This is a genomic window from Polaromonas sp. P1_G4 (genome assembly GCF_056405475.1).
This window is the reverse complement of record NZ_JBFUCA010000146.1, coordinates 1-12,688: the sequence shown is the minus strand read 5'-3', so window position 1 is coordinate 12,688 and position 12,688 is coordinate 1. Positions and strand designations below refer to the sequence as shown.

Annotated in this window: 11 protein-coding genes and 1 riboswitch; of the genes, 5 read left to right on the top strand and 6 right to left on the bottom strand. The window is 61.2% G+C overall.

The window, feature by feature from the left end:
- The first annotated feature begins 166 nt into the window (after positions 1 to 166).
- Positions 167 to 703, top strand: a complete 537-nt coding sequence (locus AC1D1X_RS09530) for a GrpB family protein (RefSeq protein WP_477668882.1) — start codon at positions 167 to 169, stop codon at positions 701 to 703.
- Between the two features lie 196 nt (positions 704 to 899).
- Positions 900 to 1,021: riboswitch (glycine riboswitch) on the top strand.
- Positions 1,022 to 1,131: 110 nt separating this feature from the next.
- A complete protein-coding gene (locus AC1D1X_RS09525) occupies positions 1,132 to 2,445 on the top strand; it encodes a D-amino acid dehydrogenase (protein ID WP_477668883.1) in 1,314 nt (437 codons plus the stop codon).
- A gap of 65 nt (positions 2,446 to 2,510) precedes the next feature.
- Here AC1D1X_RS09525 and AC1D1X_RS09520 read toward each other — a convergent pair whose 3' ends face one another.
- On the bottom strand, positions 2,511 to 3,110 hold the full coding sequence (locus tag AC1D1X_RS09520; RefSeq protein WP_477668884.1) for an OmpW/AlkL family protein: 600 nt from the start codon (positions 3,108 to 3,110) through the stop codon (positions 2,511 to 2,513).
- Between the two features lie 104 nt (positions 3,111 to 3,214).
- Positions 3,215 to 3,346: a hypothetical protein gene (locus AC1D1X_RS09515; protein ID WP_477698189.1), complete on the bottom strand. Its 132-nt coding sequence runs from the start codon at positions 3,344 to 3,346 to the stop codon at positions 3,215 to 3,217.
- A 37-nt stretch (positions 3,347 to 3,383) separates the two neighbouring features.
- Between AC1D1X_RS09515 and AC1D1X_RS09510 the strand changes: the two genes are divergently transcribed.
- The 3 genes from AC1D1X_RS09510 (at position 3,384) to phnD (ending at position 5,296) form a co-directional block, all read left to right on the top strand.
- A complete protein-coding gene (locus AC1D1X_RS09510) occupies positions 3,384 to 3,590 on the top strand; it encodes a DUF1737 domain-containing protein (RefSeq protein ID WP_477668885.1) in 207 nt (68 codons plus the stop codon).
- On the top strand, positions 3,590 to 4,174 hold the full coding sequence (locus tag AC1D1X_RS09505) for a hypothetical protein (protein WP_477698188.1): 585 nt from the start codon (positions 3,590 to 3,592) through the stop codon (positions 4,172 to 4,174). The genes AC1D1X_RS09510 and AC1D1X_RS09505 overlap by 1 nt, the downstream gene beginning before the upstream one ends.
- Positions 4,175 to 4,330: 156 nt before the next feature.
- A complete protein-coding gene (gene phnD, locus AC1D1X_RS09500; RefSeq protein WP_477668887.1) occupies positions 4,331 to 5,296 on the top strand; it encodes a phosphate/phosphite/phosphonate ABC transporter substrate-binding protein in 966 nt (321 codons plus the stop codon).
- A gap of 318 nt (positions 5,297 to 5,614) precedes the next feature.
- On the opposite strand, the gene AC1D1X_RS09495 is transcribed toward phnD, so the two are convergent.
- The 4 genes from AC1D1X_RS09495 to AC1D1X_RS09480 are packed head-to-tail and all read right to left on the bottom strand — an operon-like array spanning position 5,615 to position 12,148.
- Positions 5,615 to 8,020 carry a response regulator gene (locus tag AC1D1X_RS09495; protein ID WP_477668888.1) on the bottom strand — a complete coding sequence of 802 codons (2,406 nt, stop codon included), beginning with the start codon at positions 8,018 to 8,020 and terminating at the stop codon, positions 5,615 to 5,617.
- The gene (locus AC1D1X_RS09490; protein WP_477668889.1) at positions 8,017 to 9,312 is read right to left on the bottom strand and encodes a sensor histidine kinase; all 1,296 of its coding nucleotides are present in this window, start codon (positions 9,310 to 9,312) and stop codon (positions 8,017 to 8,019) included. The genes AC1D1X_RS09495 and AC1D1X_RS09490 overlap by 4 nt, the downstream gene beginning before the upstream one ends.
- Positions 9,309 to 11,117: a DAHL domain-containing protein gene (locus AC1D1X_RS09485; RefSeq protein ID WP_477698187.1), complete on the bottom strand. Its 1,809-nt coding sequence runs from the start codon at positions 11,115 to 11,117 to the stop codon at positions 9,309 to 9,311. The genes AC1D1X_RS09490 and AC1D1X_RS09485 overlap by 4 nt, the downstream gene beginning before the upstream one ends.
- The gene (locus AC1D1X_RS09480; RefSeq protein ID WP_477698186.1) at positions 11,114 to 12,148 is read right to left on the bottom strand and encodes a cytochrome-c peroxidase; all 1,035 of its coding nucleotides are present in this window, start codon (positions 12,146 to 12,148) and stop codon (positions 11,114 to 11,116) included. The genes AC1D1X_RS09485 and AC1D1X_RS09480 overlap by 4 nt, the downstream gene beginning before the upstream one ends.
- Between the last annotated feature and the right edge of the window lie 540 nt (positions 12,149 to 12,688).

Genomic DNA, 12,688 nt, shown 5'->3' with positions numbered 1-12,688 from the left:
GGGGATTTCTGGTTGCTATTGTTTTAATAGCTGCTCGCGCAATTACTGATTGGGCAAATGGCCTTTTTTATGCTTAAAACCGCCTTAAAAATGACCCCGCAAAGGATTCTGGCGTGTCGCACAGCGTTTTTTGCCCCTGCACAACAACCTGCCAGCCGTCACGCGCATGACTGACCAGGAATCGCTGCTTGCCGCTATCCACGAGGAAGTGGTCTTGCAGGCCTACAACCCGGCCTGGCCCCAGCAGTTTGTGGCTGAGCGGGACCGCCTGCTTGCGCTCTCCCCCCAGCTGCCGGCCCGCCTGATCGACATCCAGCACATCGGCAGCACGGCCGTGCCCGGCCTGGCGGCCAAACCGGTGATTGACATGCTGGCCGGTGTGGAATCAATCGCGGCGGCTGAAGCGCTTCTGGCGCCGCTGTGCGCCAACGGCTACACGACCTCCGCTGAATTCAATGCCTCGCTGTCTGACCGCAAATGGCTGATGCGCTGGGCAGAGGGGCGGCGCACGCATCACCTGCACCTGGTGGTGCACGGCGGCGAGGTGTGGGCGCAGCGCCTGCGTTTTCGCGACGCCCTGCGTTCGGACCCGGCGCTGGCGGCGCGCTATGCCGCGCTCAAGGCGGAACTGGCGGCCAGGCACCCGGGTGACCGCGAGGCCTATACCGATGCCAAAGCCGCGTTTGTGAACGCGGCCAGCTAAGGCTGAGCCGCCCTGCTTCCTACTATTAAGCCGCTGAATCAACCCGCTAGACCTGTACTGAACGCCCTATTCACGCTTGGCAAAACAGGCTTCGGTGGTAAATTCAAACCCGTTCAAGCAGGAGAGCGCTGCCCCACAAGGCAGCCACCGAAGGCGCAAACTTCCATAATCGCTCAGGTCCCGTACTGCCCGGAACACACAGCCGTCTGGAGAGACGCCGCACGCAAGGTGCAGCGCACCGAAGGAGCAAAGCCGAAGCTTGTCATCGACATCAAAGCAGCGGCTGAATCTCTCAGGTAACAAGGACAGTGGAAGCGGCCGCAAGCATGTGATGGCTTGGCGGTTGCCACGTTTCTTTTTGATTCAAGCACCCCAAGGCATTGCACTTGCGCAACTGCAATGTTCTGCTTGAATGAAAAGGAATCGTCATGAAAGTCATGGTTTTGGGAGCTGGTGTCACGGGTATCACCACGGCCTGGTATTTGGCGCAACGCGGCCATGAAGTAACGGTGGTGGAGCGCCGCAACGCGGCCGCGATGGAAACCAGTTTTGCCAACGGCGGGCAAATATCGGTGAGCCATGCGGAACCCTGGGCCAACCCGGGCGCGCCGCTCAAGGTCTTGCAATGGCTGGCGCGTGAAGATGCGCCTCTGCTCTTCAGGCTGCGCGCCGATGTGAACCAGTGGCTGTGGGGGCTGGAGTTTTTGCGCAACTGCACGCCCGCGCGTACGGCACAAAACATCAAGCAGATCGTGAACCTGGGCATGTACAGCCGCGGCGCGCTGCAAAAACTGCGCGCCGAGCTGGGCCTGCTGTACAACGCGCAGACCAAGGGCATCCTGCACTTCTATACCAGCCAGGCCGAGTACGACGCGGCGCAGGAGCCCGCACGCATCATGCGCGAGCACGGCTGCGAGCTCGACATGAAGACGGCCGACGAATGTGTGGCGATTGAGCCCGCACTGGCGCAATGCCGCGGCAGCATCGTGGGCGGCAGCATGACACCCAGCGATGAATCGGGTGACGCCCGCGCTTTTACCGCCGCGCTGGCTGCGCGTTGCGAGCAGGCCGGTGTGAAATTTTTGTACAACACCACGGTGCTGGGCCTGGACGCCGCGCAGGGGCAGCTCAATGGCGTGCAGGTGGCGATGGGCAGCGGCGAGGCCGGCGGCAAGGTCGAGATGCTGAAAGCCGATGCGTATGTGATGTGCCTGGGCGCCTTCAGCGCGCAGTGGGCCAAGGTGCTGGGGCAAAGCCTGCGCATCTACCCGGCCAAGGGTTACTCGGTCACGCTGCCAGTGATCAACGAAGCCGCTTCCTATCAGGTCAGCCTGACGGATGACGAATACAAGCTGGTGTTCTCGCGCTTTGGCAACCGCTTGCGCATTGCCGGCACGGCCGAGCTTAATGGCTACAACACCGAGCTGAACCTGGTGCGCTGCAACGCCATCGTGCGCCGTGTAAAACAACTCTTTCCCGACATGACGGACGGCGAAGGCGCGCAGTTCTGGACGGGCCTGCGGCCGGCCACACCGAGCAATGTGCCTTACATCGGCAAAAGCAAGGCCTCCAATGTCTTCCTCAACACGGGCCACGGCACGCTGGGCTGGACGCATGCCTGCGGCTCGGGCGCGGCGATTGCGGACATCGTGAGCGGGCGCGTGCCGGAAGTCGACTTTGCATTTACGGGGATGGCGGCGCCGGGGCGTGTGATGGCGTTGCCGGGGATGGCAAAGGCCTGAACCCGCGCCGCCGCAAGCGCCCGCGAGAAGAGACGCGCAAGTTTGGGCGTCTCACCCTTTTCTGCTCAAAACCGCCAGCCAAGCCCCACACCCAACAACATCGGGTCGGCCTTGAACGTGCCGATGTTGGCGCCGCCCGCGGACACGTCGGTGCGGATGTAGACCTTCTTCAGGTCGAAGTTCAGGGACAGCTGCTTGCCGAGGGGAATGTCCACGCCGACCTGCAGCGCCGGGCCCCAGCTGCTGCGTTTGATGTCCACGCCAGCCGGCAGGCTGACCGCACTGAAGCGGGTGTAGTTGACGCCCGCGCCGACATAGGGCTTGAAGGCGCCCGCACCCAGCGAGTCGAAGTGGTATTGCGCCATCAGCGTGGGCGGCAGGTGCTTGAAGCTGCCGATGGCGGTGCCGCGGGACGACAGCGTGTGCTTTTGCGGAACCGTCAGCACCAGCTCGACTGCGAAGTTGGGGTTGAGGAAATAGCTGATGTCGAACTCCGGCATCCACTTGTTGTTGATGGCCAGCCCGAGGCCGGTGCTGTCACCGTTGGCGCTGTCCAGGTGGACGGCGCGCGCTCGGACCAGCCAGGGGCCTTCAGCGGTTTGGGCAAAAGCGGCACCCGACAAAAGGGTGCAGAGGGCAGCGGCGGCAATGATTTGCTTTTTCATGGGTAAGTAACAGAAGAGACGGGAACATTCCCGTCATTGATTGGAGCCGTACGGCCCGTTGGGCGGCTTGATCTGGCGCAAATGCGGCCCAGCCGTCAACGCAATCAGCGCAAACCTTGCGGCAGCTCAAATAGGGGTAGCGCCTTCGGTGGCTGGCGGGCGCCCGGATCCTGCGTGTCGGCGCGCACTACCTCCGCGGTCACGACCAACAACACCTGCAGCATCTGCACGGACACGGTAATATCGCCCTCCGTTCATCAGCCGCTTGCCGCCATGACATCACCCGCCACCACGCCCCCCGACGGTCTTCCCACCTACAGGCTCCTTACCGGCCCGGATGACGCGAGCTTTTGCCGCCGGGTGAGTGAGGTGCTTGCCATGGGTTACGAGCTTTACGGCTCGCCGGCGGCGACCTTCAATGGCGAGAACGTGATCGTGGCGCAGGCGGTGCTGTGGCCTTCGCTGCGCAAGGCCGGCTGATGAGCCCTGCGCTGCCCCTGAACCCCGCAACGCTCCAGGCCATGGCGGATTTTCCGCGCCAGCTGGAGCAGTTCTACGACGCGATTCCTGAAAGCCACAAGCGCTGGACGCCGCCGTCGTGGGAAGGCATTCCGAGCGAAAACTTCACGGCCCTCGCGCAGATCTGCCACATCAGGGACATCGAGATTGACGGCTATCACGTGCGGTTTCAGCGCACCTTGTCAGAGGCCAGCCCCGTGCTGGAATCACTGGACGGCTACGTGCTGGAAAAGCAACGCGACTACGCGGCCGCTGATGCGCAAGAGGCCATCGCGGCGTTTCGGGCAGCGCGCACCCGGACGATGGCCATGCTGTCGGGCATCACGCCCGGGCAACTTGGCCGTACGGCACCTGGCCGGGCTGCAATGGCTGCTCGGCAAAATCGACGCCTCGCTCGCCGCTTGAGGCGTCCGCCGCCCCCCCCCCCCCGCCGCACAGCACGCGCGTATCCTGAGGCGCAGTATTCGCCGCCGCCCAGGCGCTTACAGGTTGCCAGCGCCATCTTTTCAATGAAAAAACAACAGCCTCTGACGCAGATACGCTGATTTATGTCACGAAGGTATTCATTCGAATGTAACAAAAAGTTCGTTTTGATGCACCGTCATGCACACTGATTGGGCTGGGAACGCGGTTTGTGCGGCCAAGGGCACACAAACCGGCATTCCTGCGTATCGGTTTCATAGACAACTGGAGTGATCAAGATGAAGTTTTATCTGCGCCATGCCGCAATATTGGCCAGCGCCGCTTGCGCCCTGGGTTCAGCAACAGCCCAGACCGACGAGGCAAAGCCTGCACGCAAGGCGAAAGCTGCGGCTGCTACCCCCGCGCCCGAAAAATATTCCGGCCCACGCGAAAAAATGGTCGTGGCCATGCCCAAGACCTATGGCAAGAGCGAAACCATGGCCTTGTGGGGCGACTACTTCAGCCACCTGTCACGCTGCGGAAACATCGACCTGCAAAACGCGCAAGGCGAATCGATGGACAAGACCAGCAACATCGACATCCTCGGTGAAAAAGAGCTGATTGAAGGTATCTCGGCCGGCAAGGTCCAGCTGGCACAGGTCAACCCCGGCCTGGCTGCGCAGTTGGTCACCGCCGGCCAGCCGGCGCCGTTTGGCGTTCCGGGCAACAAGGCCACGGGCCTGCGCAACTCCTACAAACTGATTCTGATCACCCGCATCGACAGCCCGTACAGGGAACCGAAGGACCTGATTGGCAAGAAAATCGCGCACACCACACCCACCTCCAACTCGGGCAACCTCGCGCCGCGCGCGCTGTTCCCGGCGCTGGGCCTGACGCCGGACAAGGACTACGAAGTCGTGTTCTCCAACGGCCACGAGCGCTCCGTCACGGGCGTGATGCATGGTTTTTATCCGGCCGCAGCTGTGGCCAGCGATTTGTACCAGCGCATGGTCGTCAAGGGTGACGTCAAGGGCTCGAGCATTCGCACGATCTGGGAAAGCCCGCCCTTCATGACGGAAACCTGGACCATGAGCAAGGACGTTTCGCCCGAACTGCAGGCACGCGTGAAGAAATGCTCGTTCAGCTACAGCTTCTCGCCCACACTGAAAAAGCAGCTGCCCGGCAACGACACATTCCTGCCCATCAACTTTGATCGCGATTTCGCGACGGTGATGCAGGTCTACCGCGCCAGTCAAAAGAAGTAAGGCCCCCACGGTCGCTCACTTCGTGTAGCTCCCTGCCCCCCGAGGGGGCCGCCCGCCTGCGGTCTGGCAAAGCCGAAAAATTGGTGCACCCCTATCGGGCTCACTGCGTGTAGCCCTTTTCCCCTTGCAGGGGACGGTGCCTGCGGCCCGGCAAAGCCGGTTCCACGGCATCCGCTGGCGTGAAGAGTCCAATGGCGTAACTAACAGGGGTATTCCACCAGCGGGGGCCGAGGGTCCGGCTTCGCCGGCCCCAGGCGCCGCCCCCTCGAGGGGGGAACAGGCTACACGCCAGTGAGCCTGGACGGGGGTGGATCTATTTCAGGCGCTTAGAGGTGGGTGAACCGTCCCCCACAGGCTTTCATCGAGCACCCGCTGCAGGGTGCGGATCAACTGCTCGTTGGAAGTGTGTGCCTTCACTAGTACCGCTTCTGCGCGCTGGCTTTGCTTCGGCTCCACATCGTGCGCAGAAAACACGACCACTGGCGGCACGATGTCCAGTGCTTCAATGGTGTCCAGCAGCCCCCAGCCCGAGCCGTCTTTCAACGTCAGGTCGAGCAGCACCAGGTCGTAGCGGCGGCGCGCAAGCTGGTCGCGTGCCTCGCGCAGCGTGGCGGCAAATTCGAAGGTGGCAAAGTCCTGGGCAATGGCGGCGGCAATGCGCTGTATGTCGAGGTCGTCCTCGACATGCAGAATGCGCGGCCGGCCTTCGGCCATGTTACCGATGGCACGGTGCAAACTGAGGATCAGGAGGTTCTCGTCGATGGGTTTTTCCAGCCATGTTGAAACCGCCAGCGGCTGGGTATTGAACTCGAGCTCGCCTTCTTCAGCATTTGCTGAAACCACCACGATCGGCAGGTCTTTCGTCGCCTCTTCGCGGCGCAGTGCCCGGATCAGGCTGATGCCGTCCTGGTCGGGCAGGTTCAGGTCGACCGTCATGGCAGCGTAGGGCATCAGCATGACTTGCTCCAGCGCCTGCCCTGCGCTGTGCACCATGTCCGAGTCAAAGCCGCCTTTATCAAGCATCAGGTTGATCAGGCGGGCAATGTCGGGATCGTCTTCGCAGACCAGGATGAGCGGCCTGGTCGCTGCGCCGGACCTGATGCTGGTCTGAATCGGCGCCGGCACCGCCTCGGGCAGCTCAAAGAAGAAAACAGTTCCGACGCCGGTTTCCGTCGTGAACCCGATTTGGCCGCCCATCCGCTCCACGATGGCACGCGAGATGTTCAGGCCCAGGCCCGTACCACCCATTTTTCGGGTGTCCGATGTGTCGGCTTGCGAGAATTTCTGAAAGATGCGCTTTCGGAACTCTTCGGGAATGCCGGGGCCGCTGTCGGCGACTTCCACCCGGACCCTGCCGCTCTTGCACAGCAGCCGGACTTCCACACGGGACTGGGCCGGCGCGAATTTCACCGCGTTGGACAACAGGTTGGTAATGACCTGGGTCAGCCTGTCGCTGTCGACGCTGACCCTTACCGCTTCTGCCGGGGCATCCAGAACCAGCTTGACGTTGTGCTGGCCTGCGAAGCCTTCGTTGGCCGTCAGGGCTTGCGTCAGCAAAGGTTGCAGTTCCATCTGCTGGAAGTCAAACCGCATTTTTCCGGATTCGATTTTTTCGCTGTCAAGAATGTCGTTGATCAACCTGATGAGCCGTTCGCAATTGTTGGTAGCGATGCCGACCAGGTTTTTGGCCATGGCCGGCAGCTCACCGGCCACGCCGCCGGCGATCAGGCCCAGTGAGCCGCGAATGGAGGTCAGCGGGGTGCGCAACTCATGACTGACGGTAGAGACAAACTCACTCTTCATGCGGTCAATGCGCTTGAGTTCGGTCACATCGGTGCCCAGCGAGAAGAAGCCGACAACCTTGCCTTCGTCCTCGTTTTCGCCGTAGCGTGGAAAGTACTGCATGACGTAGTCGCGCAGCTGGCCATCCGACGTGGCCTGCGTGCGGTCGTATTGCGCCGCGTAACCAGCGAGCGCCTCTTCAATCTTGCCCCGCTCTTTTTCGTGGAGCTCGTCGCCCATCAGCTCACGCATGGTCTTGCCGTGGATCTGGTCGTGCTTCAGGCCAAGAACTTCTTCGTAGGCAAGGTTATGGAACTGAAAGCGCTGTTCGGCGTCGATATAGGCAATCAAGGCGGGCACGCTGTCCGTGATCTGGCGCAGTTGTGATTCGCTGTCATGCAAGGCGCGGGTGCGCTCCTGCACGGCCTCCTCCAGGCCGCTCACCTGCGCTGCCGCCTGCTGCGCCAGCTCCCATTTGGTGGTCAGCATTCTTGCCAGCTGGCTGACTTCAACCGGATCAAATGGTTTTTTCAGAATCAGGAGGCGATCCCGGGCCTCCAGCCGCGCGAACACATCTTCCCAGGCGTGGTCGGAGTAGGCGGTGCAGATGACGATCTGTACCTTTGGATCAACGCGCCAGAGCCGTTCGATGGTCTCCACACCATCCCAGCCCGGCGGCATGCGCATGTCCACAAAGGCCATGGCATAGGGCCGCCCGGCCCGAACGGATGCCTCGACCTTGTCCAGACCCTCACGTCCCTGGTAGGCCGAGTCCAGCTCAAAGCCATCATCGGACACCGGTGCGGCGTCGCCAAACAACAGGGCTTCGGCATCGTCCAGGTCATGCGCAACCGGTCTGGACGCAAGAATTTTCCGGAAGTCTTCGTGGATGGACGGCATGTCGTCGATCAGCAAAATGCGCCGGTTCTGCAGTTGAGTCATGGCTGGCTCCTGTGTTTTTTCGCATCAGCCGGGCTTTCATCGGGCGAGTGTTGCCGCACAGGCGATGGTATGGTGAAGAAAAATGTGGCACCTTGCCCCACCGCCCCTTCGGCCCAGATACGACCGCCGTGACGGGAAATGATCCGGTGAGCGCTTGCCAGCCCGATTCCCATCCCTGCAAACTCACCCGGTGAATGCAGGCGCTGGAAGGTACCGAACAATTTGTCCGCGTACGTCATGTCAAACCCGACGCCGTTATCACGGACAAAATAAACTGTACTTTCGTTGTCGGGGTGCTGCGCCCCAACCCAGATCTCGGGGGCAGTGGCATGGACGGTGAACTTCCATGCATTGGAAATAAGGTTTTCCATTACCTGGCACAGCAACGCGGAGTCACCCACAGCGACAAGGTTGGGCGTTATGTGGACTTTCACATCCCGCGCGGTATTGCGTTTCTGGCAGTCACCGCGCACGCGCTCGGCTATTGCCGTGAGGTCGACTGTCTCGATCTTCAGGTTGGTACGGGACACCTGGGCCAGCAGCAGAAGGCCATCCGTGAGCTCACCCATTTGCCTGACTCCCTCGCGTATCCGGCTCAGGTAATGCCTCGCGCGTTCCGCCGCATCACCGCTGACGGCCTTTTGCAGCAAATGGCTGAAGCCGTCAATCGAGTTCAGGGGAGAGCGCAAGTCATGCGCGAGCGAATACGAGAAGGCTTCGAGTTCCTTGTTGGACTGGCGCAAAGCCGCTTCGGTTGCCCTGAGATCCTGCACGGTATCTTCCAGGCTGCTCACCTGTGCTGCCGCGCGCCGCGCCAGCTCCCATTTGGCGGTCAGTGTTCTCGCGAGCTGGCTGACTTCGATCATGTCGAATGGCTTTTTGAGCACCAGCAGGCGGTCCTGCACGTCCAGCCGCGCCAGCACATTTTCCCAAGGGTGGTCGGAGTAGGCTGTGCAGATCACGATCTGCACATGCGGATCAACACGCCAAAGCCGCTCGATGGTCTCCACCCCGTCCCAGCCCGGCGGCATGCGCATGTCCACAAAAGCCATGGCATAGGGCCGCCCGGCCCGGATGGATTCCTCCACCTTGGCCACACCTTCGGCGCCCTGATAAGCGGAGTCCAGTTCAAAATCACCGTAGGAAATCTGCGTGACCTCACCAAACAACTCGGTTTCGGCAACGTCCAGATCACGCGCCACCGGTTTCGCCGCGAGGATTTTGCGAAAGTCCTCATGGATCGACAGCATGTCGTCGATCAGCAGGATGCGCTGGTTCTGTAGCTGCGTCATGATTTGGTCTGCGCGATATCCATTGGCAGCTCCAGTGTGAAGGTGGCCCCCAGACCCGGCCCGTCGCTGTGAGCGGAAAGTGTCCCGCCCATCTGGCTGACCGCCAGCGCGCAACTGTGCAAACCAAAGCCGTGGCCTGTTTTGCGCGTCGTAAATCCGTGCGAGAAAATCCGCGTGAGGTTTTCCGCCGGTATCCCCTCTCCCTTATCCATGACAGAGACCCGCAAGGTCGACTCGCCAACAGGCTCCACCCGCAATGTGATCTGGTGCGATGCGGCCGACATACCCGCCATGGCATTTTTGGCGTTGCTGATCAGGTTCACGAGAATCTGCAGCACCCGGGAACGGTCCAGCAGCGCTTCTGGCACCTGCGCGAACTCCTTCACCACAGTGACCCCGTGGCGCGCCAGTGAGACACCGTTCATTCGCRGGGCGTCCTCCACCAGGTCACAGATCTGCACCGGTTCAACAATGCTGCTCCCGCCTGCGTACGATTGCTGGGTGGCAACGACGTCCTTGATGTGGTCGATGCTTCTGGTGAGGAGTTCCAGCTCCTTGAGCATGCCCTGCTGCTCCTGCACCAGGGTCTGGGAGATCCCATTCAAATAGCCGGGCAGTATCTTGCCTTTCTCGTCGTGAACCAGAAAGTGGGCAAGGTCCGCGGCGTGCTCGTTCATCAGCTGCACGCCCCGGGAAAGCCCCTGCACCCTTGATTTGTGCAAGGTGCTGCCGATGAGGTCGGCCGAGACGTTGACGCTGTTGAGGATGTTGCCCACGTTGTGCAGCACATTGGTGGCGATCTCTGCCATGCCCGCCTGGCGCGCCGCGGTCATCAGCTCGCTTTGCGCCTGGCGCAGCTCCTGTGTCCGTTCCTGCACGCGCTGTTCAAGGTGCTCATTGGCCGCCTGGAGTTCCGTGTTGACGCGCCGGATCACGGCATGGCTGCGCAACACGTGAAGGGCTGCATACAGCAGCAGGGCCACCAGCACCGCAGAGAAAATCAGCAGGTAGCGGCCGTAGCGCTCGCCCTCCACCCCCGCGCGCTGCTGCTCGATCGTTGATGCATCGTTGGCCGCATCGAGCAATTTGGCGGTCGGTGCCGAAGAAATACCCGCGAGAAGTTCATTGACTGTTTTTTGTTCGCGCAGGATGGTCTGGACATGCGCGCGGAAGATCCCCAGCCTGTCGGAAATGCCCGGCGGAGTATGGCGCAGCTTGCCGTCAAGCCGGCCCAGTTCCTCTTCTATCTCGGCACCCTTTTCGTCGGTCGGGCTCTGGCTGTACAGCATGCTCGCGAGCAGCAGCCTGCTGACGTCAGACGAAATCTGCCGGAGCGCCAGCTCTGTGGTACCGCGGCCGGGCCCGAGCGACTGCTGGACATCTTCCGCTGCGGTGGGAAGAAAGGCCAGCGAGTTTCGCAGCACGGAGTTGTGCGACTTGAATTGCTCGATCAGGACGGCTTTGTCCTGCACGGCGCGTTCCAGCGACGCGAGCTTGTCCACCTGCCCGGATGCATCGTGCTTGTGGGCGTCGGTACCCGACTCGAGTTGTTCCATGAGCCGGGCCATCTCGCCCTGGTTATCGGCCAGCGCATCGTAGTGCGTGTTGATCCCGATCCTGGACTTCAGCACATCCAGCTCCCATTGCGCGTCCAGCTGCTTCAGGTGACGCAGCACGGCCATATCCTCAAAGTAGTGCGACTCGTCGAAGCTTTGGGTTTTGCTATACAGGAACACCAGGATGAACAGCAGCACGGCGGTGACCGCCGCCATAGGCGCCAGGGCAAGTTGATTCTTTTTTTTCACGGTTTGAAGTCCCGTTCGCCGGTGAGCGTATTGAGGAACTTGACGATGGATTCCTTGTCCTCCCTGGAGGCAACGCGTCCGAGCTGGTACCTGAACATGACATCGACGGCATCTTCCAGTGTCTTGGCCGAGGCATCGTGAAAATACGGCGCCGTCAGCGCGATGTTGCGCAGGCTCGGTACCTTGAAGACGTGCTTGTCGCTTTCCACCTTCGTGACGAGGTACCGGCCAAGATCGGCCTCCGTCGGGTTGCCACGCTTTGCGAAGTAGTCGCCCATGACGCCGAATTTCTGGAACATGTTGCCGCCCACGTTGACGCCCTGGTGGCAGGCGACGCACCCGTACTGCTTGAACTTGGCGTAGCCGACCTTCTCCGCGTCGGTAATGGCGTTGGCGTCACCACGCAAATATTTGTCGAAGCGTGAGTTGGGTGTGATCAGCGTCCGTTCGAATGTCGCGATGGCGTTCTGGATATTGGCTTTGGTCACGCCGTCTTTGTAGGCCGCACCAAACGCACTTTTGTATTTCGCGTCGTCCGCTATCTTGCGAACCACATCTTCCCACTTCGCCCCCATCTCGATCGGGTTCAGCATGACATGGTCTACCTGGGACTCCAGCGATTCGGCGCGGCCGTTCCAGAATTGCCTGAAATTGAGCGCCGCATTGAACACCGTCGGGGCATTGACACCGGTCAGTCCACCGTTAAGCCCGACGGAGCGGTCACGGCCGTCACCGCCGCCCTTGCTCAAATCATGGCAGCTGAAACAAGACACGCGCCCGTTTCCGGACAGGCGTGGATCGTGAAATAGCTGCCGCCMGATTTCGGCACGGGCCGGGTCCTGCTTCAGCGTGAGGGGGATTGGCTGGATGGGCTCATTGAGCAAGGGGGCCGCGAAGGCGGCATGAGAGGCGAACGTCAGCAGAGCCAGCAGCAACTTTAGCCGCTCACCCAATCCTGCAACCACCGAAACCGTGGCGGCAAAAGGGGCTCGGCTGGCGCCCCTGGGGCATGGATCGGGGTGCTCGTTCATGGCTCACCTCGTGGGTTTCGTGCGGGAGTGCGAAGCGCGAATCCGAACCGGACGCAACCCCGAAGCGTGAACCGCAAGGTTGCCACCCGCTGAGAAGCGGTGGCTGTCCGTCTTGATGATAAATCCATGTTTCGGCAATTGTCCGGATTTGCTGACGTGGCGGCGCTTCATGCCGGCGTCCATCCGTTGCCCCCCAGCCACGGGACGAAGCCTGCATAACCCAGCTTGGCGGCTTGAGCGGCATTCTTCACATACCGTCGGTGATCCGCGGTATCTGCAGCCGCTCCAGACCGTTCGCTGCAACCTGATCAGAGCACGTTTATCGGCGGGGCTGTTAAGGCATTTCCCGCGTGGTCATATTTACCAGCCGCATGTAAGTAAATGCGTTTTTTCGGGGCCGCCCGACCCATGAAGACGCCGTCTCTGTTCCTGAACCAGATCCCGCTGCTCCGCCCTTGATGTCGCTCATTTTTTAATAGCTGCCTGCGCCCGCCCTATATAGGCTGGAAGCCAATTTCCGATGCAATATTTCAGAAAACC